Genomic DNA, 26,592 nt, shown 5'->3' with positions numbered 1-26,592 from the left:
CCTCACCATCATTCTTCTACTCTTATTGTAGCAGAACAAATACTAAATATCCTTTTAGGACGGGTGGATTCAGTTGGAAAGTCTAGAAAGATTAAATGACTATCAGGTCATTAGTCCTGTACTAATGCGACAAAACTGGTTTTCGCCATTGCAAAGCAACTGTCCCTTCTCCAGCATGAACGGCCAGTGATGAACTCAAGTCACCAATTAAAATATCCGCAGCCGGAATTTCTTTTAGGAGCTCTTGTTTTAGACTTTCAGCCTCTTTCATGACGTGACCATGCATGATTTGGAAGCGCTGAACACCGTACTCATCATGATCTTTTTTCGCATGATTTATTAAATACTGAATGGCTTTTTTATGTGAGCGAACTTTATCAATCGGTTTTAATTCACCATCAGGGGTCAGCTGAACAATCGGTTTAATCTGCAACAAACTTCCCAAATAATATTGAGCGCCACTCATTCGTCCACCTTTATAAAGTTGGGACAGATTACCGATTAAAATATAATTACGGAAATCCGCTGTTTCCTTTTCCAATCGCTGCGCAATTTCCATAGCTTCGAGCCCTTGTTTTTCAAGCGTAAGTCCACGTTCAATCAAGCCAGACAAGCCATAGGATAACGCTAGTGAATCGATGGCATAGATTTTAAAGTCACTCATTTCCGCACCAGCAGTAGAAGAGGCAATGGTTCCGCTGAGTTTTGTCGAAGCATGGACAGCAATAGCGCATTCATAGTCATTTTTTAATTTGTCATACAACTCCGCGAATTTTCCAGCAGATGGCTGAGAAGTTTTTGGGAAACTGGTCGCTTCTTTAATACGTTTATAAAGTTCATCGTTCGTCAAATCAATGCCATCGTCAACAAACTCTTCTGTGCCAAAATGAATATTCAGTGGAACGATATAAACGTCCGGATGTGCTTTAAATTCTTCAGTTACAAAGCCAGTCGTATCCATAATCCACGCTATCGGCTTTTTCATAAAAAAACCCCTATCTTTTTTAGAATAATTTGAATACAAAAACTATACCATGGATAATATTTCAACGATAGTACGAGTTGAAAAACTACTCATAACGAATGAGAAAATCAGCGGAATCGGCTATTGAATGATTTTTGGATATCTGATTTATGCTTAATTACAATAACGATAATCGCTATAAATAGCGGCCAGATGACAAACCATACCTGCAAAAGTAACGCCATTGCTACAAACCCGGTAAAACTTGCAAGCATGGATAAGGTGGCGCTTTTGAACCAAGGATAAAACGCCAAAAATAAAATAAACATAACTAAAAATAAATCCGGTGTTAAACAAAAAGTTACACCGACAAAAGCAGCAATTCCTTTGCCACCTCGGTACTTGAGCCAAAAAGGAAACAAGTGACCGAGAATAACAGCCAAACCGGCGACAGCTATTGCCCAAATAGAAAAATTAAAAAAGAAACCAATCCAGACAACTAACGCGCCTTTTCCAGCATCGCCGAGAAAAGTCAAAACAAACGCGGATTTTCCGAGAATAGCGCCGGCATTTCGCGCGCCGAGATTACCGCTGCGTTGCTGACGTAAATCAACACCTTTCCATTTACCAATCCACCAAGCAGTTAGGAAATTACCGATTAAATAGGATACTAGCCAGTAAACAATCATAGAAAGTCCCCCAATTCCAAAAATAGCTCAAAGTATAAAGGCCTTCCCTGCATATCAGGAAGGCCTTTATAGAATAGATTAATTTAGCTTGGCTGCTTCGAAAAGGTAGTCGCTAATGACGCGAAGTCCTTTATCAAAGTTCTCCAAATGGAAATGTTCATTGGGTGCATGAAAATTTTCAGATGCCAGTCCGAAGCCCATTAAGACAACAGGCAAGCCAAGAATTTCGTCGAATGCAGCAACAATTGGAATCGATCCGCCCATCCGTGTAAAGGCAGTTGGCACTCCGTAAACTTTCTCGTAAGAACGTCCGGCTGCTTGAATGGCAGGGTGATCGAACGGTGTCAAGAAAGGTTTTCCTTTATCAAACTCCGTAATTTCAACAGTTACGCCGGCAGGTTTATGGGATTCAACATGTGCTTTTAGTTTCGCTACGATGTCGTCTGGGTCTTGATTAGGCACTAAGCGACAGGTAATTTTTGTGCTAGCTTCAGCAGGAAGCACAGTTTTGATGCCTTCACCTGAGAAGCCCCCAGTAATGCCGTTTACTTCAAGTGTCGGGCGAATCCAGGTTCGCTCAACAAAAGAATAGCCTACCTCACCAAAGTCCTCCGAAATACCAATTTCCTGTTTTTCGTGTTCAAGATCAAATTCAAGTGCGGCAAATTCTTCGCGCTCTTTGTCTGATACTTCGATAACGTCGTCATAAAAACCGTCTACTTGAATTAAGCCTTCTTTGTCGCGGAACGATTGTAAGATTTCCACAATAGCATGCAATGGGTTTTGGACTGCGCCGCCGTAAAGACCAGAATGCAAATCGCCTTTTGGTCCTTTGACATCAATTTGAATACCAGCAAGTCCGCGCAAACCATAGCATACAGCAGGACGCCCAGGTCCTTGCATGCCTGTATCGGAAATGACGATGATATCCGCCTTTAATAATTCTTGGTTTTCTTCGACGTATTTCGGAAGATTCGGACTGCCGATTTCTTCTTCACCTTCGATAATGAATTTAATGTTCACTGGCAATTCATCGTTTAACTTGAGTAAAGCTTCCACGGCTTTGACGTGCATAAAAACTTGTCCTTTGTCGTCACTTGCACCGCGAGCAAACAATTTGTTATCGCGCACTTGTGGCTCAAAAGGAGCTGATTCCCAAAGGTGTAGAGGGTCTACTGGCTGCACATCGTAATGGCCGTATACGAGTACAGTGGGTTTGCCTTCTGCATGAAGCCAGTCTGCATAAACAACAGGATGTCCATCAGTTTGGTCGATTTTAACATTTTCCAAACCTACATGTTCCATCGCAGTGACCAGCCATTCTGCAGCTTTGTGCATATCGGCTTTGTGTTCAGATAAAGAACTTACTGAAGGAATGCGTAAAAACGTTTTTAATTCGTCTAAATGTGTTTCCCGGTTGTCTTTAAAGTATTGGTCTACAGCTTGAATGTTCATCAGGATCCCTCGATTCGTTAAATTTACGTATAAAAAAAGTATAACATACCAGGTTTTGGTTTTCGACAAGTGGAAATTGGCTATGGTATAGTGTTTACTACGGAAAGAGTTCGTAAAATTTTGTGTTTATGACACTGGAGGAAATAAAATTGTTTATAGCATTAGGTATCTTTTTATTCATGTCGTTTTTCTTATCGGGAAGCGAAACGGCATTGACCGCAGTAAATAGGATGAAGGTCCATCTTCGCGCAGAGCAGGGTGACGCCAAGGCGCAGAAACTGCAGAAATTGATTGCGAAGCCGGACCGAATGATTACAACAATCTTAATCGGTAATAATATTGCCAATATTATGTTGCCAACGCTGGTAACGACAATCGCTATTACTAGAGGATGGGAAGTCGGAGTTGCCACTGCCATTTTGACGGTCATTTTAATTATTTTTGGAGAAGTGTTACCTAAAACCATTTCAGCTACATTTGCTGATAAAGTGGCTTATATTGTTTTCCCAGTTATCAGTTTTATGGTCGTTGCATTGCTGCCGTTAACTTGGTTGCTGGCGCAATTTACGAATATTTTTATTCGTATCATTTCAAAAGGTACAGTAAAAGAAGCGACTATGACGAAAGAGGAATTGCGAACGATGGTTGATATTGCATCGACAGAAGGCACTTTTGAAGAAGATGAATCTGAACGTATCAAAGGAGTTTTGGATTTCCCTCATAAAGACGTATCAGATGTTATGTCTACTCACCGAACAGACACGGTAGGAATTTCCATTGACTCGACCTATGAAGAAGTTCGCGATCTAATCTTAGATTCGTCTTATACGCGTTATCCTGTTTACGAAGAAAGCATGGATAATGTCGTTGGCTTGTTTTATTCGAAAAAATTGATTGAATGGTCGATGAATCCGAATTTGACCTTAGAAGAATTGATGGACGATAATCCACTGTTCGTTGTCCAATCGGTTAGTGTGGAAAAAGTCTTTAAGATGATGATGTCGAAGAAAAAGCATATGGCTGTTATTTTAGACGAGTACGGTGGCACACTAGGCATCGTTACACACGAAGACATTATCGAAGAAATGATTGGTCAGGATATCGAAGATGAAACAGATGAAGATGATGATGAATTAGTTTTTGAAATGACCGACAAGATATTGTCTTGTCATGGGCGTCTTGAAATTGAAGACGTCAACGATATGTTCAACGTCGAAGTGCCAAATGATCATGACACCATTGCAGGATTTGTCATGCAGCAACTGGGTCATGTGCCAGAAGAAGGCGAACAGTTTACCTATGAAAATCTTTACGTTGAAATCAACGAAATGGATCGTAACCGGATTGTTCGCTTAACCATTACAAAAACAGATAAAGAAGAAGTCTCAGTCTAAAAAAACCTCTGTCTCCGGACAGAGGTTTTTTTTGATAGATGACTAGAGAAATCATCTATCGTCATACTATTGTAGGGAAGCGAGCAGAGTAGAAATTTAGAAATAGGTTGAACTAATGATTTCTACTTGTCGATATTCCGCAAAACAGCTGTGTTTTCGGGCCTACAGGATTTGGGATATGCATCTGGTTCGAAAGGACGTCACGGTATCAGTTGCCAAGGGCTTGCGCCGAACTCACTTTGGCTGGACGCACAAGTGAGTTCGGCAGTTCACTTACCCACGGAAGTCATGCCTAAAGCGGTGTAGAAATTCGGTTTCTTTCATTTAACTTATCTAACTTGAGAAGTGCCCACAACCGAAACTTTCCAGCTGTCAGTTATTAGTTCAATTTATACAATTTCAAATTGCAGGTTCCCAATATTACACATTTGTAAGGAGAATGAAAGTACAAGCGATAGAGTGAAAGCAAAATTTCCGTCAATATAAGGATATAAGACAAAGCGGAAGCGTTGATGGCTTCGCTGGACAATCAGAACGGACGGGGGCACGATCATGGAAACGTTATATACAGAATACAATCGATACATCTACCATTTATGCTTAAAACTAACACGCAATAAAGCAGAAGCGGAAGATTTAATGCAAGAAGTTTGGCTAAAAGTTGTACGCTACGAATCCTCTATTGCTGAGGTGGACCATGTCAAAGCATGGCTGACAACCATCTGTATGAATACGTTCCGTGATCGTTACCGCAAAAATGTAAGACGCAGCAAGCACTTGATACAACAGCCAGAAGGCTTGGACGTTTCTTTGCTTGATCTAATCGCTTCGGATTCAGAAGGTGTAGCTGAATTGTTGGAAAAACAAGATGTTTCCGTTATGATTCGACATAAAATTTCAGAGCTAGATTCGATTTACCGTACGACAATTTTGTATTTTTATGTTCACCAATACTCGTTGATTGAAATTGCCGATGTCATGAAAGTGTCAATCGGTACGGTGAAATCTCGTTTGTTCCGCGGCAAACAACGCTTAAAAGATATGTTGATGGATGATGCTCGGACACGCGAGTACGTCGTAGCCATTTAAAAAAGCAACCGAATTTTCGGTTGCTTTTTTTATGGAAAAAATTATAAGAATTTTAATCTTTTGCTGGTTATAATGGACTTAAGGGGGAAAGTCTATGAAAAAGAGAACGTTTAAAAGTGGGAGCAAAAGAAAAAGAATTAGTATGAGAAGTCTCGGTGTTCTGGCGTTCCTTTATATCGCAGTTATCGCTTGGCAGACATTTAAGCCTTTACCTGAAGGAGTTTCAACTGCAGGTGATCTTCACAAAGTAGACCAAGTTGAAATGATCTATGACTTGTCGTATGCACAAGACAAAGAAGGTACGGAAACAGAAAGTGAACTGCAGATATTCAATGAAATTTACGCAATGATTGATCAAGCAGAAGAATTCATCGTCATAGACCTTTTCCTTTTCGATAATTACAATGACCAAAAAACAGATTTTCCAGCAGTAGCAGAAACTTTAACAGATCACTTATTAGATAAAAAAGAAAAAAATCCGAATCTGCCAATCTATTTTATCACCGATCCATTAAATTACGGTTATGGATCTTATGACAGCCAATTTCTAGATACATTAGAAACTGAAGGCGTTGAAGTCATTGTGACGGATCTGGACAAGCTACGCGATTCCACACCACTTTATTCCGGATTTTACCGTATCATTTTTCAATGGTTCGATAACAGTGGAAAGGGATGGATACCAAACGGCATGTCGAGTGATGCACCTGATTTAACGGCATCTTCTTATCTGGAAATGATGAATATTAAAGCCAATCACAGAAAAGCGGTCATTACCGAAAAAGAAGCAATCATCAGCTCAGCAAACCCTCACAATGCCAGTGGGTTGCATGGCAATATGGCTTTCAAAGTCAGTGGTCCGATCATCAATGATATTTTAGCAGCTGAAGAAGCCGTGTCCCAGTTTTCAGGCGGACCGGACTTTCCGAGAATCAAAGCAACTGAACAACAAGGTCAATACGAAGTTCAATACCTGACAGAGCGAAAAGTGTTAGATGCGTTACTTTCCGATATTGAACAAACAAAAAAAGGAGACTCGATTCAACTGGCGATGTTCTATATCTCAGAGACGAGTGTGGTCAATGCGTTAACGGATGCGGCTAATCGCGGGGTCGACGTGCACCTGATACTAGATGCCAACGAAAATGCTTTTGGTACCGAAAAAACAGGATTGCCGAACCGACCTGTAGTGAATGAAATGCTTGCCGAATCAGATGATCATTTGCAAGTGCGTTGGTATAATGCAGTCGTCGGCCAGTTTCATACAAAATCTATTATGATTCAAAGGCAAGATGAAACAGTCGTCATGGGCGGCTCAACGAATTATACGGAACGAGCATTCAATGACTACAACCTTGAAAGTACATTACGCATCGAAGCACCGAATGACAGTGAACTGACTACAGAAATGACTCAGTATTTCGATCGGCTATGGAGTAACGAGGATGCGCTTTATACACTCGATGTCGAAGAATATCAAGATGATTTCAGCTTTTGGCAACGCGGAATTTATGGCTTCCAAAAACTGTTTAAGTTAACGACTTATTAAAAAAATGCCTCTTCTGGAAAACCAGAAGAGGCATTTTTTCGGTTCTTAAACTTCTTCCGGTTTACCCGCAGAAATCCATTCTTCAACATCCCAGACTTTTGTTGCCAGTCCTTCGTAAAATTCAGGCTCGTGGCTGACCAAAACAATTGTGCCTTTATATGCTTGCATCGCACGTTTTAATTCAGCTTTTGCATCGATGTCCAAGTGATTCGTAGGCTCATCGAAAATGAGCCAATTGCTTTCTTCCATCATCAACTTGCACAGTCGAACTTTAGCTTGTTCGCCACCGCTCAACTGCGTCATTGGACGTGAGATATGCTCGTTTTTCAAACCTGTACGAGCAAGTGCGCCACGTACTTGGCCCTGGTCCATACTTGGGTAAGCTGACCAGATTTCGTCCAGCGGCGTATGAGTTGGCGCTTTGACTTCCTGTTCGAAATAACTTGGCGTCAAATATTCTCCGCGCAGAACATCACCATCAAGCGGTTTGATTTTGCCGAGCATTGTTTTGAGTAACGTCGATTTACCGACACCATTCATGCCGACAAGCGCAATTTTTTCCCCGCGTTCGATCATAAACGTTAATGGTGGAAGAAGTGCTTTGTCATAGCCAATCGATAGAGCTTCCGCTTCCACAACATAACGACTCGGGCTACGTGTTTCTTTAAAAGCAAATTGCGGTTTTGCTGCAACTTCAGGCTTATCAATGCGGTCCATACGATCCAGCTGTTTCTGGCGAGATTTAGCACGACCCGTTGTAGAAGCACGAGCTTTGTTTTTCGCAATAAAGGTCTCAGTTTTTTTGATCATGTCTTCTTGTCTTTCATAAGCATCCAAATGCTGTTGCTTGCTTAGTTCTGCAAGTTCAATAAATTTCTCATAAGTTGCTGTGTAGCGAGTTAAACGTGAAAATTCCAAGTGGAAAATGACGCTCGTAACACTGCTCATAAATTCCGTATCATGTGAAATCAATAGGAAGGCATGTGGGTAGTTTTTTAAATAGTTAACAAGCCATTGAATATGCTCTTCGTCGAGATAGTTGGTCGGCTCATCCAAAAGCAAAACTTTTGGTTTTTCAAGAAGCAGTTTGGCAAGCAATAGCTTTGTGCGTTGTCCGCCGGAAAGAGCTTCAACATTGCGGTCAAGTCCAATTGCATCAAGACCCAAACCGCGAGCGATTTCTTCCACTTTGCCATCAAGTGTGTAAAAATCACCAGCATCTAAAGCATCTTGCGCTTCAGCCATTTGCTCAAGCAATTCTTCTAATCGCTCAGGATCCGCATCGCCCATTTGCATCGCAACATCGTTCAGTTCTTCTTCTTTTTTATAAAGAGGTAAGAACGCGTCTTGAAGAGTTTGACGGATTGAACGTCCTGGTTGCAATTGCGTATGTTGATCTAAATAACCATAATGTGTCCGTGGCTGCCATTCAACGCGTCCGTCGTCATGAATGATTTTGCCCGTTAAAATGTTCATCATTGTCGATTTACCAACTCCATTGGCTCCGACTAATCCCACATGTTCGCCTTCGACCAAACGGAATGATACATCGTTAAAAAGAGTACGATCACCGAAAGTATGGCTTAAATTTTCTACTGTTAATAAACTCATTTAATAAATTCCTCCATTATCATAAAAAAAATCGCGGTTACAGATCCGCGAGTTTTTGGTTTAATTCCGCAAGTTGTCGTTCCATTTTTTCTAACCGTAGTTCTGCTTTCTCCACCATGCCAGCGTGTCCAGTCGTTTCGAGCTTTTCGATATCACCTTGATGGCTTACATAATCCATCTTCAGTTCAGCAATCGCATATTCCAATTCCTGCTTGTTCACAAAATCACCCTTATTTTTCTACCAGTGTAACACAAAAACACGAAAATTGAATGCTTTACGATTCCCATTCAATATATAATACCTGTATAATGCCAAAAAAGAACGAAAGGAAGTGACCTGCCATCGATACCTTATTATTTGACTTGATGCTTATTATTTTTCTGGGAGTGCTTTCCCAATGGATCGCTTGGCGTCTTCAGCTTCCTGCTATTGTACTGATGTCAATTGCGGGGCTTCTCGTAGGCCCGATTTTTGAAGTGATTCACCCTGCAGAGAGTTTTGGAGAATTGTTTAATCCGTTTATTTCGTTAGCGGTTGCCATTATCTTATTTGAAGGCAGTTTGAATTTAAATTTTAAAGAAATTCGTAACTTTAGCAAACCCATTTTACGAATCGTTACACTTGGTGCTTTTATCGCCTGGATTGCAGGATCTCTCGCAGCCCATTATATAGCTGGGCTATCGTTTGGTGTAGCGTTTGTTATTGGTGGCTTATTCATCGTTACCGGACCTACGGTTATTTTACCGATGTTGCGGCAGGCTAAGTTAAAATCACGTCCTGCAGCTATCTTGAAATGGGAAGGAATTGTAGTGGATCCTTTTGGTGCGCTGCTCGCTTTGTTTGCGTTTCAATTTGTGTTGTTTGCCATTGGTGATGAGACTGCAGCTGCGTTTGGCTTATTTTTCTTGGCATCATTGTTTGCTGTTGCACTCGGTGCTGGAGCAGGATGGCTAATGGGAATGATGTTCGAAAAAGGACAAGTTCCAGAATTCCTCAAAGCTCCGATGGTATTTGGTGTAGTGTTATTGGTTTTCGTTGTGTCAGACATTGTAATGCACGAAACAGGACTACTAGCAGTTACAGCAATGGGAATGATTATGGCCAACATGAACATTGCGTCTATTAACGATATGCGTCATTTTAAAGAAAATATTTCTGTCTTGTTGATTTCTAGTATTTTCGTCATGCTCACGGCTTCGCTTAGCTTAGAGGTCTTGATCGGTATCTTTAATTGGCAAGTGATTTCCTTTGTATTGGCAATGCTGTTTATCGTTCGACCTTTATCCATCTGGTTGTCGACCATTGGGACGGACTTGACGATTCAAGAAAAAACGCTGGTTGGCTGGATCGCACCTCGTGGCATTGTCGCATTGACCGTCTCGGGGTATTTTGCAGGCGTCTTGCTGGAAGCTGGTTTTGCGGATGCGGAGTTGTTGACCGCTTTAACATTTGCACTGGTCTTTTCTACTGTGATTGTCCACGGCTTTACGATTGGCTGGGTTGGCAAAAAGCTTGGACTTGCGACAGCTGACGATCCAGGGGTCATTATTATCGGTGCTAGCCGGTTCGCGACAAAACTCGGCAAAGTATTAGCGGATCTTGAAAAAAGCGTTTTGATTATAGATTCCTCTTGGGGGCGTTTGCAAGAAGCCCGTCAAATGGGACTAAAGACGTATGCCGGTGAAATTCTATCGGAACACACTGATTATGAAGTTGATTTAACGCCGTATGAAACGATGGTGGTTGCGACTGGAACTGATTCGTATAACGCGCTCGTCGTTAATAATTTTGTTCCAGAAATGGGCCGTGCAAATCTTTACCAGACAGCGATTCAAGAAGGCGACCCAGGCGATTTTCATTCCTCATTGAGTGGTCGAACATTATTTGGAGAAGAATGGAACATCCATAAGTTGGAAACAAAAGCAGAAGCAGGCTACACGATGCGCAAAACACAATTGTCGGAGCAGTTTACTTATGAAGATTTCAAGACAAAATGGTCTAACGATACCATTCCTTTGTTTGTTCAATACGCCCAAGGCAAAATTGAGTTTTTTGCAGAAAACAACAAACTCGAGCCAAAAGCTGGAGACACCATCGTCAGCTTTACTGCATCTTCTCCCGAATCTGAGCGAACGCAGGAACGTTTAGAAAGCAAACGTTCAAAAAACGGAACTCAGACTAAAGAATGAAATCTCTCGCTCAAAAGTAATTAAGGTACGTAATGTGAAACAGGGTTTGTTATGATGAAGACAAACAGGTTATTGCGATGCTGCAAGTAGATGCAGTCGACAGCAAGAACGTATTTTGAGGAGGACAAGAGAGTATGAAAGTTTTATTAGTAGACGGCACGATCATCGGCAGAAAAACCGGTGCCATTCTGGAACAAATTCAAGTTTATATTAATGAAACCAATCCTGAAATTGAGTTAAAATTGTTAAAGTTAGCTGATTACGATCATCAGTTTGTTGATGGGCGACCGCTTGGCGAATACAATGACAGCATGCAAGAAATCGTTCGTCGCTTTGAAGAAGCAGATGGCTATATCATCGCAACACCGATTTTCCAAGGATCCATTCCGGGTGTGTTGAAAAATACATTTGATATGCTTCACCCGCGCACGATGCGTTACAAACCGGTATCAATCGTGGCAAACGGTGGAACGTATCAGCATCACTTAGTGATTGAAAATCAGTTAAAGCCGATTCTTGATTACTTCCGCTGTCTTGTAACGCCAAACTATGTGTACACGCATACGAGTCATTTTGACGAAACCAATACGATTGTCAGTGAAGACGTTCACAATCGCTTGCGCGAATTGGCACGTGTTTTCGTGCAATATGCTGAAATGAGTAAGCATTTGTCGAAAGAAACATTGGATAATCATTAATAAGGTAGTGAAGAAACCTTCCGGATGTGGGAGGTTTCTTCTTTTTGGATTTTATTTGAAATGGGTTTAGTTTTTATTCCATTAATTGGTCTTACTGTCGAGATGAGGCGAAATACTGTCGGAATTGGCTGGAATACTGTCCAAATTCCACCAAATACTGTCCAAATCACCAAAATACTGTCCAAAAGCTAAAACGCCTCGGGAATCACATACTGCCGATCTTTAAAACTGCCGTGATATGCCATTTTCGAGCTCGCTAATAGCTTTGAAGCGATTGAGGGAGACATAATTCCTGTAAAGTCGCGAAATTCTCTACTGCTGATAGTCGTTTTGACCAAACTGCGGTATTGCCTGAGCGCATCAAGATGCGCGAGAGGATCAACATGCAGACATGCATTGCAACGCCATTTTCCACCACGATAATGGAGGAAGCAATATGGGCAGTTGGGGCATAACACACCAGGTGGAAATGAATCCGTAAGTCCAAGTGACGCAAATGGTTTTATTGAATAGAGCGCAAGTAAGTTTTTCGCCAGCACTTCCGTTTTCTTCTTAGATAATACATCGTGTGGGTGACGAATCAGTAATTGTTCCATGAGGTGTGGTAGTCCAGATGACTGAATCATGATGCGACTGCCTGCGCGAGATTGAATCACAGACGATGGGTACGTAAAAATGATGGCGCCGACAACAGGCAGCTGGATGCGTTGCTTGCGTAAAAATTGTTCCAGCCACTTTTCGTGGCGGCGCAATTGATCGTCTGGATTGTTCATGCCATCAATGCTGCCGTCTTTATTGGTTCTGGAAAATTGCCTCAAAGTAGGATCGAAATTGAGTAAGCCGGAAATGCTTTTGATTTCTAATACCAGTACGAATCGGCTGGTCACTAGAACGCTGTCAATTTGATGGGAAGACTTCTCTTTTTGGATGAACAAGTCGTGGATGAAATAATGCGGTAACGAGAGGTCGATTTCGTGCCAAAAGGAGTCTACGCGCAATTCGCCGTGATATCCGGCGGTGATGCGACGGAGTTTTTCTGTCCAGTGGGGATGTCGGGGATGGACAGTGGGCATTCGTTGAAGCAAACTTTCTAGTTGGAAAATTTGAGGGGGCTTTGTGCGTGTTTTAATGATCAATCGATCCTCTCCTTCATGTGAAATTACTTTAAATATAGCTAGAATGTGGGTGTTGTGCAAGTGGAATTTGAAGTTAATGGAAGTACTGTCGGGAATGGTTGAAATACTGTCCAAATTCGCTAGAATACTGTCCGAATTCAACCACATACTATCCGAATCACGAAAATACTGTCCAACCCCAAAAACACTTCCGAAAAGCCAGTCCCAACAGAAAATGTTACACTAATCACAGTAGAAATGAGGGTGAATATAAATGAAATCAATCGTTTTAGCAGAAAAGCCATCCGTTGCGCGTGACATTGCACGTGTTTTAGGGTGCGAACAAAAAGGCAACGGCTATTTAGAAGGCAAACAGTATATCGTCACATGGGCACTCGGCCATTTAGTGACGCATGCGCAGCCAGAGCAATACAACAATGATTTTAAAGAGTGGAAAATGGATACGTTGCCGATTATTCCAAAACCATTTAAATTGGTGCCAATCAAACAATCGATGAAACAATTTAATGCGGTAAAATCTCAATTACAGCGCGGCGATGTCAAAGAAGTCATCATCGCAACAGACGCAGGCCGCGAAGGGGAGCTTGTCGCCCGTTGGATTTTAGAGAAAACCAATACACGTAAACCGGTAAAACGGTTGTGGATTTCATCGGTTACCGACAAAGCGATCAAAGACGGATTTAATAACTTAAAAGACGGTCGCGCTTACGAAAATCTATACGCAGCAGCCGTAGCGCGCGCAGAAGCGGATTGGGTCGTCGGCATTAACGCAACACGCGCACTAACTGTTAAATACAACGCACAATTATCAACAGGGCGCGTACAAACGCCGACACTTGCGATGATTGCGGAACGCGAAAAGCAAATTCGCAACTTCCAGCCGAAACCTTATTACGGCATGCAAGCCATTACGGACCAAGCGACATTTACATGGACGGATGGCAACTCGACACAATCATTTGATAAAGAAAAAATTGACAAGCGATTCAACAAACTCGAAAACACACATGAAGGCACCGTGACGGACATTAAAATCACGCCGAAACGTCAGCCAGCACCGCCTTTATTTGATTTGACCGAACTGCAAAAAGAAGCTTATAAGCGCTATAGCTGGTCGGCGAAAGAAACACTTAACACGCTGCAAAATTTATACGAACGCTACAAAATTGTGACGTATCCGCGGACAGACTCGAAACATTTAACGAGCGATATGCGTGATACGTTAAAAGATCGCGTAAAAGCAGTGCAAGTCGGACCGTACCGCAGTTTGTCGGCAATGATTTTGAAAAATCCAGTGGCTCCGCAAAAAGGCGTCATTGATGACGCGAAAGTATCCGATCACCATGCCATTATCCCGACTGAAGAAATACCACCGCTGCACGAATTATCAGACAAAGAGCATAAATTATACGACATGATCGTCAAACGGTTTCTTGCTGTATTTTATCCGCAATACGAATATGATCAAACGACGGTCAAGCTAACGGCTGGAGGCGAAACGTTCCAAGCTAAAGGCAATACCGTTCGCAATGAAGGCTGGAAACGCATTTACAAAGACGAAGGCGATAGCAACGACACGACGTTACCAGCGTTTGAAAAAGATCAAAAATTGACGCTTAAAGGCATTGCGTTAACAGATGGCAAAACCAAACCGCCCGCTTTTTTCAATGAAGGAACGCTACTTGGGGCTATGGAAAATCCAGCGCAGTTTATGAGCGGCGAAACAAAAGAAGTGATTCAAACGCTTGGCGAAGTGGGTGGACTTGGCACAGTAGCCACACGAGCTGACGTCATCGATAAATTATTTAATACCTTTTTGATCGAGAAAAAAGGCAAAGATTTGACGATTACGTCAAAAGGTCGCCAGTTGCTGGAGCTTGTTCCGGAAGACTTAAAGTCTCCAAAACTGACCGCCGATTGGGAGCAGCAATTAACGAAAATTGCGAAAGGCCAATTGAAAAAAGAAGACTTCATAAAAGAAATGATTGTCTTTGCTGAAAAATCGGTGTCAGATATTAAAAAGAGCGATAAGAAATTCAAACACGATAACATTACTGGCAAAATGTGCCCGGATTGTGGGAAACCGCTTCTTGAAGTCAACGGTAAGCGTGGCAAGATGAACGTCTGCCAAGACCGTGAATGTGGTTACAAAAAACAAGTGGCGATGCAAACCAATGCGCGCTGCCCAAATTGTCATAAAAAATTGGAATTGCAAGGTGAAGGAGACGGCAAGATTTTCGTCTGCAAATGTGGTCATCGTGAAAAACTATTAGCATTTGAGAAACGCAAAAAATCCGGTCAATCCAAAGCCAACAAAAAAGACGTCAATAAATACTTGAACCAGCAAGATGAAGCCCCTCAAAATACCGCAATGGCCGAAGCCTTGAAAAAATTATTAGGTCAAAGCGAATAGAATCTTGAGGCGTATGATGATATGCTGTGACTAAAGAATCTTTTCAAAGCAAGGGGAGAGGTTATGGCGAAGAAAATGGTGAAAACCAATGCAGCACGTATGCTTGATAAAAGTGGAATCCATTACGAACTGCTTCATTACCGTACAGAAGACGGCAAAGTAGACGGAGTTTCTGTCGCTGCAAAAATTGGTTTTGCTGTAGAATTTGTATACAAAACGCTGGTTGCAACGGGGGCATCAAAACAGGCTTACGTCTTTGTCATACCCGTTGCAGAAGAATTGGATTTTAAAAAAGCCGCCAAAGCCACTGGTGAAAAGAAAATCGAAATGCTACCGGTCAAGGAAATCTTGACATTAACTGGCTATATTCGTGGGGGTTGCTCTCCTGTTGGCATGAAAAAACCGTTCCCGACCTTCATTTCCTCAGAAGCTGGACAACTAGATGAAATAATCGTTTCTGCTGGTAAAATTGGTGTTCAGCTGAAACTAGCTCCTAATGAACTGCTGGCTGCAACAACTGGTCAGTTTGCCGAGTTGACAGCATCAAGTCAATAGAGCATCCATCCATTCGCGTTGAATGGGTGGATTTTTCATATCACAATAAAAGAAAGAAGGATGTTGATGAAGCGTTCGCTATTTTATCGCTGGCTGTTCTTTATCGTTGGATTGATTGTCCTCGCTCTTGGCTTTACAATGACCATAAAAGGAAGCAAATTAGGGATTGGGCCGTGGGATGTGCTACACGTCGGATTGTATTTAAAATTTGGACTGACCATTGGTACGTGGTCAGTCATTGCCGGTTTCACACTGATTGGGAGTACGGCTTTCTTTACGCGAAGGATCCCGCAAATCGGTACTTTTTTAAATATGTTGCTCGTCGGAGTCTTTATCGATGTTTTTAATTTTTTAATTCCTGATATTCAAACCTTGGTCGGACAAATTGTGATTTTGTCTGCCGGAATTATTATTTCAGGCTATGGCGTCGGTCTTTACGTATCACCGAAAATTGGTGCAGGTCCTCGGGATAGCTTGATGATGCTGCTCGTTGATAAGACAGGACTTAGTATTAGTGTCGTTCGGGCAGGAATTGAAGTAGGAGTGGCATTACTGGGTTGGTTGCTCGGTGGACCTGTTGGCATTGGAACCATTGCCGTTGCTTTGTTAACTGGTAGAATTGTACAAGTTTCTTTGCCTCAATTTGAAAGATTGTTAGTAACACTGATCGGTGAAAAAGAAAATCTGCCGCCCGTTCTGAAAGTTTAAGAGTTAGGCGTGTGTAACTTATTCTAAAGTGATGTGAAGTCTAACTACAAGTAGAGCCTGGCATTGGTTGCCGGGCTTTTTTGTGCCTCAATTTTAACGAATCCAAATTAAAGATAATAATGCATTTCACAACTCATGATAGTTGAAACCCATACGGCAATATGTTATAAATAAAACCTAGTAAGTCTATTGGTTTTGTAAAATACGAATTTAACGGAGGATTTTATGGGTCGAGAATTTGTAGAAATATTTGATGAGTGGGTTCATACGTATGATGATTCAGTTAGTGGAAAAGACGAGGAATACAAAGACGTCTTCTTAAAATACAACGAAATCTTGCAGGCAGTGGCTGATGCAGCCAGTGAGCCAGTTATCGAGTTTGGTGTCGGTACCGGGAATTTGACTGAAAAACTTCTTGAACGCGGGTTGCAAGTAGTAGGAATCGAACCCAACCAAGCGATGCGTAAAGTAACTGCAGAAAAAATGGCAGACTTAAAAGTGATCGACGGAGATTTTTTGGAATTTGAAGCCGGAATTTCACCGCAAAGCTTTGTCAGTTCTTATGCGTTCCATCATTTAACGGATACAGAAAAAGCCCAAGCTTTTCAACTTTATGCCGATCAACTGCCAAGAGGCGGAAAAGTAATTTTTGCAGACACTGTATTCGTTTCAGAAAGAGCCAAACAGGAAATAATTGCGTTTGAACAAAATAGAGGTCATATCAATTTAGTAGAAGACTTGAACCGTGAATACTATACAACGGTTCCAAAACTAGAAGAGTTGATTACAAAAGCAGGGTTTACCGTAAAGTTGTCGAAGATGAACAACTACGTCTTTTTGATAGAAGCAACTAAAATATAAGGAGCGATAGAGATGAAAAAAATGAATGTCGAAAGCTTTAACTTAGATCACACAAAAGTAGTGGCACCGTATGTCCGTTTAGCAGGAGAAAAAACAGGAGCTAAAGGCGATACCATTCGCAAATACGACATCCGTTTCAAGCAGCCAAACAAAGAGCATATGGACATGCCTGGATTACATTCTCTAGAGCATATGATGGCGGAACACAGTCGCAATCATTCTGATAACATCGTTGATATTGGACCAATGGGATGCCAGACAGGCTTTTATTTGTCTGTTATTAATTTGGATGATTATGATGAAATTCTTCGCATTTTAGAAAACACATTAAAAGATGTTTTAGAAGCCGACGAAGTGCCAGCGTGCAATGAAGTGCAATGCGGTTGGGCTGCAAGCCATAGTTTAGAAGGCGCGAAAGAATTGGCGCGTGAAATGTTAGCAAAAAAAGAGCAATGGACTCAAGTATTCGCTGAAGAAGCGAACTAAGGAGAATATCGATGAACTATGTAACAAACATTCAGCAATTGATCGGGAACACACCATTACTAGAATTAACGCATAGTAAAATCCCAAACGGTTGCCGCATCTTTGCTAAGCTTGAATATTTCAATCCAGGCGGAAGCGTCAAAGACCGATTAGGCGTTTCGCTTATTGAAGATGCTGAAAAGCGTGGTGTCTTGAAGTCAGGCGGCACAATAATAGAGCCAACTGCCGGCAATACCGGTATTGGTTTGGCAATTGCTGCTATCGGCAAAGGGTATCACGTAAAATTTGTAGTGCCAGAAAAGTTCAGTCAAGAAAAACAAGGTTTGATGCGTGCATTAGGTGCGGAAGTCATTAACACCCCGACGGAAGAAGGCATTAAAGGTGCTATCAAAAAAGCCGAACAATTGGTTAAAGAGCAAAATGCATTTTCACCTTCGCAATTTTCCAACCCGGCGAATCCTGAGACCTATGTTCAAACGCTTGCTCCTGAACTATGGAATGCATTAGACGGAGAAATTGACGTCTTTGTTGCAGGAGCTGGATCAGGTGGAACTTTTATGGGGACCGCTCGCTATTTAAAATCGCAAAAGCCATCGATAAAAACGGTCATTGTGGAACCAGAAGGCTCAATATTAAACGGTGGGTCATCAGGACCTCATTTGACCGAAGGCATCGGCATGGAATTTTTGCCGGATTATATGGATAAAAGCTATTTTGAAGCGATTCATACAATTACGGACAAAGATGCATTCATGGCAGTTCGAGAACTAGCGAAGGTAGAAGGCTTGTTGGTTGGTAGTTCGTCAGGGGCGGCATTTGTAGCAGCGTTACGCGAAGCCGAAAATGCGAAGCCTGGAAGTCATATTGTGACGGTGTTTGCCGATTCAAGTGAACGCTATATGAGTCAACAAATTTACGATAGAAGTTTTGAGGAGGAATAGCAGTGAAACCAAAAACAAGATTAATTCACGGTGGCATTGTCGGCGACGAAGCAACAGGCGCTGTATCGACACCGATTTACCAAGTGAGCACGTATAAGCAAGAAGCGGTCGGGAAATTTAAAGGCTATGAATATTCACGTACCGGAAACCCAACACGTCATGCACTGGAAGAATTGATAGCAGATGTCGAATTCGGTCATGCTGGATTTGCATTTGGCTCAGGGATGGCCGCTATTTCATCAGTTATGATGTTGTTTTCAGCAGGTGACCATATTGTGTTAACCGATGATGTATACGGTGGAACTTACCGTGTCATCAATAAAGTATTAAACCGCTTTGGATTAGAATTTACTTTTGTGGATACTGGAAACTTAGCGGAAGTAAAAGCTGCTGTGAAAGAAAACACAAAAGCAATTTTCATTGAAACGCCGACTAACCCATTGCTAAAAGTAACGGATATTGAAGCCGTTGCAGCTTTCGCAAAATCAAAAAACTTGTTGACGATTGTAGACAATACATTCATGACGCCTTATTTACAAAACCCAATTAAATTAGGGGCAGATATTGTCTTGCATAGTGCGACAAAATACATTGGCGGACATAGTGATGTTGTGGCGGGACTGGTTGTTGTGAATTCAGCGGAGCTTGCTGAGGAAGTTCACTTTGTGCAAAATTCGATCGGTGCAATTTTAGGACCACAAGATTCGTGGTTGCTTATTCGTGGATTAAAAACTCTAGGCTTGCGCATGGAAGAAGCGAACTCTAATGCTCAAAAAATCGCGGAATTTTTAGAAGGACATGACGCTGTTGGAAAAGTGATTTATCCGGGACTTGAAAGTCACCCGGGACGCGAATTAATGCAAAAACAAGCGGCGGGCTTTGGCGGTATGATTTCGTTTGATGTCGGCAGTAAAGAAAAAGCTGGAGAATTACTGGCAAAACTAAAATACTTTACATTGGCCGAAAGCTTAGGGGCAGTTGAAAGTTTAATTTCTGTGCCAGCGCAAATGACACACGCATCTATTCCAATTGAACGCCGTGCAGAGTTAGGTATTGTAGAAGGTTTAGTGCGAATTTCAGTCGGAATAGAAGATGTAGAAGATTTGATTGAAGACCTAGCATATGCATTAAAATGAGTAGAAAGCGGACCTCGGTCCGCTTTTTCTTTTGGAAAAAATGACCGTATGGTAAGATAGAGACAGAATTTCGTTTTGAAAGGAAGAGGACATTGTCAAAAAAACTAGATGCATTTTTAGATGAGAACTTAACAGAATTAAAAGAGCAAGGTCTTTACAATGAAATTGACCCGGTTGAAGGACCAAACGGCGCGATCATTAAAGTTCGCGGCAAAGACCTGATCAACCTTTCTTCAAATAACTACTTAGGACTTGCGACAAACGAAGACTTGAAACAAGTAGCAAAAGACGCAATCGATAAGTATGGCGTTGGAGCAGGTGCTGTTCGTACGATTAACGGAACACTTGATTTACACGTAAAATTAGAAGAAAAGCTTGCTGAATTCAAAGGAACAGCAGCAGCAATTTCCTATCAATCTGGTTTTAACTGCAACATGGCGGCGATTTCAGCTGTAATGGATAAAAACGATGCCATTCTTTCGGATCAATTAAACCACGCATCGATTATCGATGGTTGCCGCTTATCGAAAGCGAAAATCATCGCATTTAAACACTCGGATATGGAAGATTTGCGCATGAAAGCAAAAGAAGCAACAGAATCTGGCCTTTACAATAAAGTGATGGTCATCACAGACGGCGTCTTCTCGATGGATGGGGATATTGCCAAACTTCCAGAAATCGTTGAAATCGCAAAAGAATTTGATTTGATTACGTATGTGGATGATGCACACGGATCAGGCGTAACGGGTAAAGGTAAAGGAACGGTAAAACATTTCGGTCTTGAAAAAGAAATCGATATGCAAATGGGAACTTTATCTAAAGCAGTCGGCGTTGTCGGTGGTTATGTAGCCGGTAAGAAAAACCTAATCGACTGGTTAAAAGTTCGTTCACGTCCGTTCTTGTTTTCAACAGCGGTAACTCCAGGAGACGTTGCAGCGATCACTGCAGCGGTACAAATGATTATTGACTCAACAGAATTGCACGATAAGCTATGGGAAAATGGCGATTACTTGAAAAAAGGTCTAGACGCATTAGGCTTTGACATCGGTCATTCCGAAACACCAATCACACCTTGCATCATCGGCGACGAGAAGTTAACACAAGAATTTTCGAAGCGCTTATTTGAAGAAGGCGTTTATGCAAAATCAATCGTCTTCCCAACAGTTCCAAAAGGCACGGGACGCGTACGTAATATGCCAACAGCGGCTCACACAAAAGAAATGTTAGATGAAGCGATCGCGACTTACGAAAAAGTCGGCAAAGCATTAGGCGTTATCAACTAAAAAATACGAAACAAGCCAAGCGGCATGCCGCTTGGCTTGTTTTTATTTCCAAATAAAGGCGATACTGTCCAGATTGAACCAAATACTGTCCGAATCGTGCGAAATACTGTCCGAATTTCTCAAATACTGTCCAAATCAACCCGAATACTGTCCAAAGCCTTTTCTTGCGCCTCAAAATAAATCGCAGCAAAGACTTTTGCCGTCACCAACATGGCATTTTCATTAAAATCAAAGTTTTCATGGTGATGCGGGTAAACCAATTCGCTATTATCCATTTTGGCGCCAACAAAAAAGTACGCGCCTGGCTTAGCTTGCGTATAATACGTAAAATCCTCAACTGGCATAATCGGATCGATTTCCACTACATGTTCATCTCCCAGCACGCCGCGTGCAGCGGCACGAACAATATCCGTTTCAGTGAGGTGATTCCAAAGCGAGTCGTAGCCTGTTTCGATGATCAATTCGGCAGTGGCGCCCATCGCTATGGCGACATTTTCCACAATTGCCCGTAAACGTTGTCCTGCAAGTATGCGAAGCTCAGGATCAAAGACACGAATGGTGCCTTCTAAAACAGCTTTGCTTGAAATAACGTTATCAGCATCACCCGCATGGAATTTACCGATAGAAACGACTAATTCTTTTAATGGATTGGCGTTACGGCTAACAATGGATTGAAGCGCGACCATAATATGGCTCGCTACTAAAATCGGGTCGATGCCTTGATGAGGTTCTGCGCCATGAGTTCCAGAACCGTGGACGGTAATCTTGATAGCATCTTCAGAAGCTTGCAAAAAGCCATCCCGCAAATAAACGCGCCCCACATCCATCTTGCTCTGCAAATGAGCACCGAAAACTGCATCGACCCCGTCTAAGCAACCATCTTCAATCATGGCACGTGCCCCGCCTGGTGATAGTTCCTCACCAAATTGATGGATTAACACGATGGTTCCAGGCAAATCTTTTTGGATCGCGACCATCGCTTTTGCAAAACCAAGTAACGCAGCGGTATGTCCGTCGTGTCCACAAGCATGCATAACACCAGGGATCGTAGATTTATACGAGACATCTTTTTGATCCTCAATCGGCAACGCATCGAAATCGGCACGGAACGCGATTGTCTTGCCCGGTTTACCGCCACGAATTGTCCCAACAACCCCTCGTCCACCAACATTACGACGAACGTCAACGCCCATTGCTTCTAGTTGCTCTGCAATAAAAGCAGGAGTCGCGATTTCTTGATGCGACAACTCAGGATTCATATGTAAGTATCTTCTGATTTCTACCATCTCTTCGAACAACGAATCGATTTGTTGTATGATTGTCATTTTCAAAACTCCTTTGATTATCAAATAAATTATCAATTATTCATAAAGTTCACTATAGTATAAGTATACAACAAGTTAAATCCATTGGAGGCTCTTAAATGAAAATTACAAAAGCGACGTTACACGCGGTCAGATTTCCTCTCAACGAACCATTTATTATTTCTTACGCAACTTATCCGGATATGCCAGCATTGATTGTCGTATTAGAAACGGATACCGGACTGACCGGCTACGGCGAAGCAGTTCCAGATGAGCATGTAACGGGAGAGTATTTTACTTCGGCATTTGAAGTGTTGAAAGAACAATTCCTCCCGGCAATTATCGGTCTGAGTCCATTCGACATCGAAGCGATTCATTCGAAAATGACTGCCTTAATGACAGGTAATTCAGCTGCAAAAGCCGCTGTGGATATTGCTTGTTATGATTTAATGGGCAAAGCAGTGGGGCAGCCAGTTTACAATTTAATTGGTGGACAAGCAACTGCACATTTGGATTATCCCAAAGTGTTGAGCATCGAAGCGCCTGAAATCATGGCAGAAAAAGCGTTGCACGCTGTCGAAATGGGTTATGCTTCCTTGAAATTGAAAGTAGGTAAAGGACAAGCACAAGAAGACGTAGAGCGAATTTTAGCTGTTCGTCAAGCAGTCGGCAGAGACGTGCCAATCCGTGTTGATGTCAATCAAGGATGGAAATCACCAGGCATTGCAGTCGCAGCGATTAAACAACTCGAGGAGGCTAACATTGCCTGGATTGAACAGCCAATCCGTATGGGGGATATTCGCGGATTAGCAGAAGTCCGGTCAAAGACGGCCGTCCCAATTATGGCTGACGAAAGTATTCAATCGATGGAAGACTTGCTAGAAATTATTCGTTTGCAAGCAGCAGATGTTATTAACATTAAGCTAATGAAATGTGCCGGCATTTTCTATGCTACGCAAATGGCGAAGACTGCTGAAGCCGCTGGCATGTTGTGTCAAATCGGTTCGATGGTAGAATCATCTGTTGCTTCAGCAGCAGGCTATCACGTTGCGATGGCACGTATCAATATCGAAAGCACGGAATTAACCGGACCATTGCTCTTTAGCGAAGAAATTGGTGATTTAACTTATGAACATCCATATGTATTGTTATCAGGCAAGCCTGGTTTAGGTATAGAAATAGATCAAGCACAGCTAGACAAACTAACAGTAAAGTCATGTGTAATTGAGTATAAACAGAAAAACTCGCATCCCTGAAAAGGGATGCGAGTTTTTCTGTTTATAAGAGTCGAATCTACACGGCAGCTTGCGCTTTTCTGGTTGTCCAGCGCAAGCAGCCAGATTCTAGGGTCTTAAGCTACTCTCGCTATGCGACTGAAGAGACGTCGCTTCGCGAGAGCGTCTTACGCCCGTCGAATCTACACGGCAGCTTGTGCTTTTCTGTTAATCCGTATCTTGAATTAAACTCAAAAAACGTTTGGTTCGTTCTTCAGTTGGGTGATTGAAAATGTCTTCCGGCTTGCCGCGTTCGACGATGCGTCCTTCGTCCATAAACAATACTTCATCAGCGACGCCTTTGGCAAAGCGCATTTCGTGTGTCACGACAACCATCGTCATGCCTTCAGCGGCTAAATCTTTCATAACTTGTAGCACCTCACCAACTAATTCGGGATCGAGTGCAGATGTTGGTTCGTCGAAGAGCATGACTTTCGGTTCGAGTGCTAGCGCTCGCGCAATACCGACGCGCTGTTGTTGACCACCACTCAGTTGGAACGGGTAGTCATTGATTTTTTCGCCGAGCCCAACTTTTATGAGCAATTGCTCTGCTTTTTGTTTAGCTAGTTTTTTGTTTTGTTTTTGAACAGTAATGGGTCCTTCCATGACGTTTTCAAGAGCGGTCATGTGAGGAAATAAATTATAATGCTGAAAGACCATGGCGGATTGTTTACGAAAAGCCATGATTTGCTTTTTTGATAATGGTTTAGCGAAATCGACCGTTTGTTCACCAATTGTTACTAAACCCGAAGTTGGGGTTTCCAACGTATTTAGGCACCGTAAAAATGTCGTTTTTCCAGAACCAGAGGGACCAATCACGACAATTGCTTGTCCTTTTTGAACATCTGTATCGATGCCTTTTAATACTTCGAGTTGACCGAACTTTTTATGCAAATTTTTTATTGAAATCATATTGAACTCCTTACTGCATTCAGTAACCTGCGTGTATTATCTGGAAACATAACGGTCAAAACGATGTTCGAGCCTGCCTTGGACTAATGACAAGGCAAAGCAAATGACCCAGTACAGCAATGCCGCTTGACCGTATAATAGCAGGAATTCATAATTGGTTGCGGCAATTTGCTGTGCGACTCTGAACATTTCGGTAACTAAAATTAGGGAAGCAAGAGAGGTATCTTTGACTAAACTGATAAAGGTATTGGACAAGGGAGGCAAAGAAACGCGCGATGCTTGTGGCAAAATGACACGCCGCAGCGATTGCGTGTAGGACATGCCAATGGTATTGGCTGCCTCCCATTGCCCTTTTGGAATGGACAAGATCGCTGCCCGAATCACTTCAGACGCATAAGCGCCGACGTTCAGCGAAAAACCAATGACTGCTGCTGGGAATGGATCGATTGTGATGCCAAGTGTCGGCAATCCATAAAATAAGATGAACAATTGAACGAGTAAAGGTGTCCCACGAATAATGGAAACATAAACACGTGCGATAAGTTGAAAAATCTTAACTGTGGAAATTCGAGCCAGCGCTGTCAAAACCGCCAATATCAAACCGAAAATAAAAGAGATAATCGATAAAGGTAATGTAAATTGAAGTGTTGCTTCGATCAAAGGAAGAAATGAGGATTGCGCAATATCCACAAGTCGTTCCATTCTGACCGGATCAGAAAAAATACTATTCAAGTACATTTTCACCAAACCATTTTTCTGAAATTTCATCGTATGTGCCGTCTTCAATCATGTCAGCTAATGCTTGGTTTGCTTCTTCTACTATTGCGCCGCTGCCTTTTCTAAATAGTAGCCCACTTTGTGCAGCATCTTCTGATTTATCTATTACTTTTACTTTCGCATCTGGACGTTGTTTCAGAAAATCCAAGACGGTTAAATTATCGTTAACGGTTGCATCCACGCGACCAGAATTCAATAATTCAATCGCTTGGTTAAACCCTTCAACCCCTTCAAGCTCTGCGCCAAAAGAAGTTGCTGTTTCAGCGTAGTTACTTGTGAGCGATTGTGCAGACAACTGACCTTTTAAATCTTCGAAGCTTTTAATTTCATTATTATCTTCAGCGACTACTAGGACTGCAGTCGACGTAATGTATGGATCTGAAAACTCATAGCTTTCTTGGCGTTCTGGATTAATACCGACTTGATTGGCTACCATATCAAACCGACCAGCATCCAACCCTGCAAACATGGCATCCCATTGTGTTTCAAGGAATTCAGCTTCTACACCGAGGCGATCAGCCACTTCGCGTGCAATTTCAACATCAAAACCAGTTAGTTCTCCTGAGGCATCATGGAACGTGAAGGGCGGATATGTGCCTTCTGTACCAATGACCAACGTTCCTTCTTCTTGGACTTTAGCTAATACATCGTCTTCGGATTTACTGGCATCATCTGTCGTTGGATCTTCTTCCTTTGAACCGCTGCAAGCAGCTAAAACGAACATTATTCCTACTAATAAAAACGTTAAACTAAATTTTTTCATCAATAATCTCCTCAATTCCTTTGTAGTTTTAATCTAGATAATTTCTTTTTGAATGTGTATCTTCTTATTTTTTTCCTAAGCTAGACAACCAAAATACAAAGTTTATTTAACCTACTTGTATAGTTGGTTTTAAAGCTAAAAAAAAGAACAATTGCTGACTAATCAAAAGAAATCCTAAAGTTGGTCTATTATAGCATGTCTTTTCCTGTTCTCCGACCATGCAGACATAGAAAATAAGTCCAAAATTTTTGGGTTATCAATGATCAAAGACTTACAAAGGCTATTTCATCAATAGAAGTAGCTATTCAGGTGGATTTTGCAGAAAATATTTGTATTTTTAAAAAGAACATCTTATAATGACTTAATAGGAAAGCTTTAATTGACAAGGTTTATAGGGATATTTT

General features: G+C 41.9%; 24 protein-coding genes. 14 read left to right on the top strand and 10 right to left on the bottom strand.

Translation table 11 applies throughout. The annotated features are described in order from the left end of the window. Positions 1-121 precede the first annotated feature (121 nt). The 3 genes from FQ085_RS04115 to FQ085_RS04105 all read right to left on the bottom strand — a co-directional run bounded on the left by FQ085_RS04115 (position 122) and on the right by FQ085_RS04105 (position 3,108). Positions 122-985, bottom strand: a complete 864-nt coding sequence (locus FQ085_RS04115; protein ID WP_078080684.1) for a DegV family protein — start codon at positions 983-985, stop codon at positions 122-124. 107 nt (positions 986-1,092) lie between these two features. Further along, positions 1,093-1,653, bottom strand: a complete 561-nt coding sequence (locus FQ085_RS04110) for a glycerol-3-phosphate acyltransferase (RefSeq protein WP_149455997.1) — start codon at positions 1,651-1,653, stop codon at positions 1,093-1,095. Positions 1,654-1,731: 78 nt separating this feature from the next. Then, a complete protein-coding gene (locus FQ085_RS04105) occupies positions 1,732-3,108 on the bottom strand; it encodes a dipeptidase (RefSeq protein ID WP_149455996.1) in 1,377 nt (458 codons plus the stop codon). A gap of 149 nt (positions 3,109-3,257) precedes the next feature. On the opposite strand from FQ085_RS04105, the gene FQ085_RS04100 reads away from it, so the two are divergent. The 3 genes from FQ085_RS04100 to FQ085_RS04090 all read left to right on the top strand — a co-directional run bounded on the left by FQ085_RS04100 (position 3,258) and on the right by FQ085_RS04090 (position 7,140). Further along, entirely contained in the window at positions 3,258-4,502 is a 1,245-nt protein-coding gene (locus tag FQ085_RS04100; protein ID WP_149455995.1) for a CNNM domain-containing protein, read from the top strand. A gap of 552 nt (positions 4,503-5,054) precedes the next feature. Further along, positions 5,055-5,591, top strand: coding sequence for an RNA polymerase sigma factor (locus FQ085_RS04095; RefSeq protein WP_058384386.1), 537 nt, complete (start codon positions 5,055-5,057; stop codon positions 5,589-5,591). A 94-nt stretch (positions 5,592-5,685) separates the two neighbouring features. After that, the gene (locus tag FQ085_RS04090; protein ID WP_149455994.1) at positions 5,686-7,140 is read left to right on the top strand and encodes a phospholipase D family protein; all 1,455 of its coding nucleotides are present in this window, start codon (positions 5,686-5,688) and stop codon (positions 7,138-7,140) included. Positions 7,141-7,185: 45 nt separating this feature from the next. Here FQ085_RS04090 and FQ085_RS04085 read toward each other — a convergent pair whose 3' ends face one another. Together FQ085_RS04085 and FQ085_RS04080 are read right to left on the bottom strand one after the other, a co-directional pair. Beyond that, on the bottom strand, positions 7,186-8,751 hold the full coding sequence (locus FQ085_RS04085) for an ABC-F family ATP-binding cassette domain-containing protein (protein WP_058384388.1): 1,566 nt from the start codon (positions 8,749-8,751) through the stop codon (positions 7,186-7,188). 37 nt (positions 8,752-8,788) lie between these two features. Further along, the gene (locus tag FQ085_RS04080) at positions 8,789-8,971 is read right to left on the bottom strand and encodes an SE1832 family protein (RefSeq protein WP_058384389.1); all 183 of its coding nucleotides are present in this window, start codon (positions 8,969-8,971) and stop codon (positions 8,789-8,791) included. A gap of 146 nt (positions 8,972-9,117) precedes the next feature. Between FQ085_RS04080 and FQ085_RS04075 the strand changes: the two genes are divergently transcribed. Further along, positions 9,118-10,941, top strand: coding sequence for a cation:proton antiporter (locus tag FQ085_RS04075; protein ID WP_149455993.1), 1,824 nt, complete (start codon positions 9,118-9,120; stop codon positions 10,939-10,941). A gap of 134 nt (positions 10,942-11,075) precedes the next feature. Continuing rightward, the gene (locus FQ085_RS04070; RefSeq protein ID WP_008430413.1) at positions 11,076-11,639 is read left to right on the top strand and encodes an NADPH-dependent FMN reductase; all 564 of its coding nucleotides are present in this window, start codon (positions 11,076-11,078) and stop codon (positions 11,637-11,639) included. A 188-nt stretch (positions 11,640-11,827) separates the two neighbouring features. Here FQ085_RS04070 and FQ085_RS04065 read toward each other — a convergent pair whose 3' ends face one another. Continuing rightward, on the bottom strand, positions 11,828-12,922 hold the full coding sequence (locus FQ085_RS04065) for an NERD domain-containing protein (RefSeq protein WP_262499749.1): 1,095 nt from the start codon (positions 12,920-12,922) through the stop codon (positions 11,828-11,830). Between the two features lie 106 nt (positions 12,923-13,028). On the opposite strand from FQ085_RS04065, the gene FQ085_RS04060 reads away from it, so the two are divergent. The 8 genes from FQ085_RS04060 to FQ085_RS04025 all read left to right on the top strand — a co-directional run bounded on the left by FQ085_RS04060 (position 13,029) and on the right by FQ085_RS04025 (position 21,158). After that, a complete protein-coding gene (locus FQ085_RS04060) occupies positions 13,029-15,188 on the top strand; it encodes a DNA topoisomerase III (protein WP_149455992.1) in 2,160 nt (719 codons plus the stop codon). A 63-nt stretch (positions 15,189-15,251) separates the two neighbouring features. Beyond that, positions 15,252-15,743 (top strand): Cys-tRNA(Pro) deacylase, encoded by a 492-nt coding sequence (gene ybaK, locus FQ085_RS04055; protein WP_149455991.1) that lies wholly within the window; start codon positions 15,252-15,254, stop codon positions 15,741-15,743. Positions 15,744-15,809: 66 nt separating this feature from the next. Then, complete coding sequence (locus FQ085_RS04050; RefSeq protein ID WP_058384395.1) at positions 15,810-16,451, top strand: YczE/YyaS/YitT family protein; 642 nt, start codon at positions 15,810-15,812, stop codon at positions 16,449-16,451. Between the two features lie 225 nt (positions 16,452-16,676). Then, entirely contained in the window at positions 16,677-17,312 is a 636-nt protein-coding gene (locus tag FQ085_RS04045) for a class I SAM-dependent DNA methyltransferase (protein WP_149455990.1), read from the top strand. Between the two features lie 12 nt (positions 17,313-17,324). Then, on the top strand, positions 17,325-17,798 hold the full coding sequence (locus FQ085_RS04040) for an S-ribosylhomocysteine lyase (RefSeq protein ID WP_149455989.1): 474 nt from the start codon (positions 17,325-17,327) through the stop codon (positions 17,796-17,798). A gap of 11 nt (positions 17,799-17,809) precedes the next feature. Continuing rightward, positions 17,810-18,739, top strand: coding sequence for a PLP-dependent cysteine synthase family protein (locus FQ085_RS04035; protein WP_149455988.1), 930 nt, complete (start codon positions 17,810-17,812; stop codon positions 18,737-18,739). A gap of 2 nt (positions 18,740-18,741) precedes the next feature. Then, positions 18,742-19,875, top strand: coding sequence for a bifunctional cystathionine gamma-lyase/homocysteine desulfhydrase (locus FQ085_RS04030; RefSeq protein WP_149455987.1), 1,134 nt, complete (start codon positions 18,742-18,744; stop codon positions 19,873-19,875). A 92-nt stretch (positions 19,876-19,967) separates the two neighbouring features. Beyond that, complete coding sequence (locus FQ085_RS04025; RefSeq protein ID WP_058384400.1) at positions 19,968-21,158, top strand: glycine C-acetyltransferase; 1,191 nt, start codon at positions 19,968-19,970, stop codon at positions 21,156-21,158. A 119-nt stretch (positions 21,159-21,277) separates the two neighbouring features. On the opposite strand, the gene FQ085_RS04020 is transcribed toward FQ085_RS04025, so the two are convergent. Next, positions 21,278-22,483, bottom strand: coding sequence for a M20 metallopeptidase family protein (locus tag FQ085_RS04020; RefSeq protein WP_058384401.1), 1,206 nt, complete (start codon positions 22,481-22,483; stop codon positions 21,278-21,280). A gap of 98 nt (positions 22,484-22,581) precedes the next feature. Between FQ085_RS04020 and FQ085_RS04015 the strand changes: the two genes are divergently transcribed. Beyond that, entirely contained in the window at positions 22,582-23,718 is a 1,137-nt protein-coding gene (locus FQ085_RS04015; protein ID WP_149455986.1) for a mandelate racemase/muconate lactonizing enzyme family protein, read from the top strand. A 186-nt stretch (positions 23,719-23,904) separates the two neighbouring features. Here the strand turns inward: FQ085_RS04015 and FQ085_RS04010 are convergent, their stop codons facing one another. The 3 genes from FQ085_RS04010 to FQ085_RS04000 are packed head-to-tail and all read right to left on the bottom strand — an operon-like array spanning position 23,905 to position 26,188. After that, positions 23,905-24,648, bottom strand: a complete 744-nt coding sequence (locus FQ085_RS04010; RefSeq protein ID WP_078080677.1) for an amino acid ABC transporter ATP-binding protein — start codon at positions 24,646-24,648, stop codon at positions 23,905-23,907. A gap of 36 nt (positions 24,649-24,684) precedes the next feature. Continuing rightward, positions 24,685-25,386 carry an amino acid ABC transporter permease gene (locus tag FQ085_RS04005; protein ID WP_058386841.1) on the bottom strand — a complete coding sequence of 234 codons (702 nt, stop codon included), beginning with the start codon at positions 25,384-25,386 and terminating at the stop codon, positions 24,685-24,687. After that, entirely contained in the window at positions 25,373-26,188 is an 816-nt protein-coding gene (locus tag FQ085_RS04000) for an amino acid ABC transporter substrate-binding protein (protein WP_149455985.1), read from the bottom strand. The genes FQ085_RS04005 and FQ085_RS04000 overlap by 14 nt, the downstream gene beginning before the upstream one ends. Positions 26,189-26,592 lie beyond the last annotated feature (404 nt).

The organism is Planococcus sp. ANT_H30 (assembly GCF_008369335.1).
Classification (GTDB): domain Bacteria; phylum Bacillota; class Bacilli; order Bacillales_A; family Planococcaceae; genus Planococcus; species Planococcus kocurii.
This window is presented reverse-complemented; position numbering and strand designations above follow the sequence as displayed.

Excerpts from the sequence above, each read along its gene's own strand:
- FQ085_RS04115 (WP_078080684.1), bottom strand. The coding sequence starts at position 985 with ATGAAAAAGCCGATAGCGTGGATTATGGATACGACTGGCTTTGTAACT.
- FQ085_RS04110 (WP_149455997.1), bottom strand. The coding sequence starts at position 1,653 with ATGATTGTTTACTGGCTAGTATCCTATTTAATCGGTAATTTCCTAACT.
- FQ085_RS04105 (WP_149455996.1), bottom strand. The coding sequence starts at position 3,108 with ATGAACATTCAAGCTGTAGACCAATACTTTAAAGACAACCGGGAAACA.
- FQ085_RS04095 (WP_058384386.1), top strand. The coding sequence starts at position 5,055 with ATGGAAACGTTATATACAGAATACAATCGATACATCTACCATTTATGC.
- FQ085_RS04090 (WP_149455994.1), top strand. The coding sequence starts at position 5,686 with ATGAAAAAGAGAACGTTTAAAAGTGGGAGCAAAAGAAAAAGAATTAGT.
- FQ085_RS04085 (WP_058384388.1), bottom strand. The coding sequence starts at position 8,751 with ATGAGTTTATTAACAGTAGAAAATTTAAGCCATACTTTCGGTGATCGT.
- FQ085_RS04075 (WP_149455993.1), top strand. The coding sequence starts at position 9,118 with ATGCTTATTATTTTTCTGGGAGTGCTTTCCCAATGGATCGCTTGGCGT.
- FQ085_RS04070 (WP_008430413.1), top strand. The coding sequence starts at position 11,076 with ATGAAAGTTTTATTAGTAGACGGCACGATCATCGGCAGAAAAACCGGT.
- FQ085_RS04065 (WP_262499749.1), bottom strand. The coding sequence starts at position 12,922 with ATGTGGTTGAATTCGGACAGTATTCTAGCGAATTTGGACAGTATTTCA.
- FQ085_RS04060 (WP_149455992.1), top strand. The coding sequence starts at position 13,029 with ATGAAATCAATCGTTTTAGCAGAAAAGCCATCCGTTGCGCGTGACATT.
- ybaK (WP_149455991.1), top strand. The coding sequence starts at position 15,252 with ATGGCGAAGAAAATGGTGAAAACCAATGCAGCACGTATGCTTGATAAA.
- FQ085_RS04050 (WP_058384395.1), top strand. The coding sequence starts at position 15,810 with ATGAAGCGTTCGCTATTTTATCGCTGGCTGTTCTTTATCGTTGGATTG.
- FQ085_RS04045 (WP_149455990.1), top strand. The coding sequence starts at position 16,677 with ATGGGTCGAGAATTTGTAGAAATATTTGATGAGTGGGTTCATACGTAT.
- FQ085_RS04040 (WP_149455989.1), top strand. The coding sequence starts at position 17,325 with ATGAAAAAAATGAATGTCGAAAGCTTTAACTTAGATCACACAAAAGTA.
- FQ085_RS04035 (WP_149455988.1), top strand. The coding sequence starts at position 17,810 with ATGAACTATGTAACAAACATTCAGCAATTGATCGGGAACACACCATTA.
- FQ085_RS04020 (WP_058384401.1), bottom strand. The coding sequence starts at position 22,483 with ATGACAATCATACAACAAATCGATTCGTTGTTCGAAGAGATGGTAGAA.
- FQ085_RS04015 (WP_149455986.1), top strand. The coding sequence starts at position 22,582 with ATGAAAATTACAAAAGCGACGTTACACGCGGTCAGATTTCCTCTCAAC.
- FQ085_RS04010 (WP_078080677.1), bottom strand. The coding sequence starts at position 24,648 with ATGATTTCAATAAAAAATTTGCATAAAAAGTTCGGTCAACTCGAAGTA.
- FQ085_RS04005 (WP_058386841.1), bottom strand. The coding sequence starts at position 25,386 with ATGTACTTGAATAGTATTTTTTCTGATCCGGTCAGAATGGAACGACTT.
- FQ085_RS04000 (WP_149455985.1), bottom strand. The coding sequence starts at position 26,188 with ATGAAAAAATTTAGTTTAACGTTTTTATTAGTAGGAATAATGTTCGTT.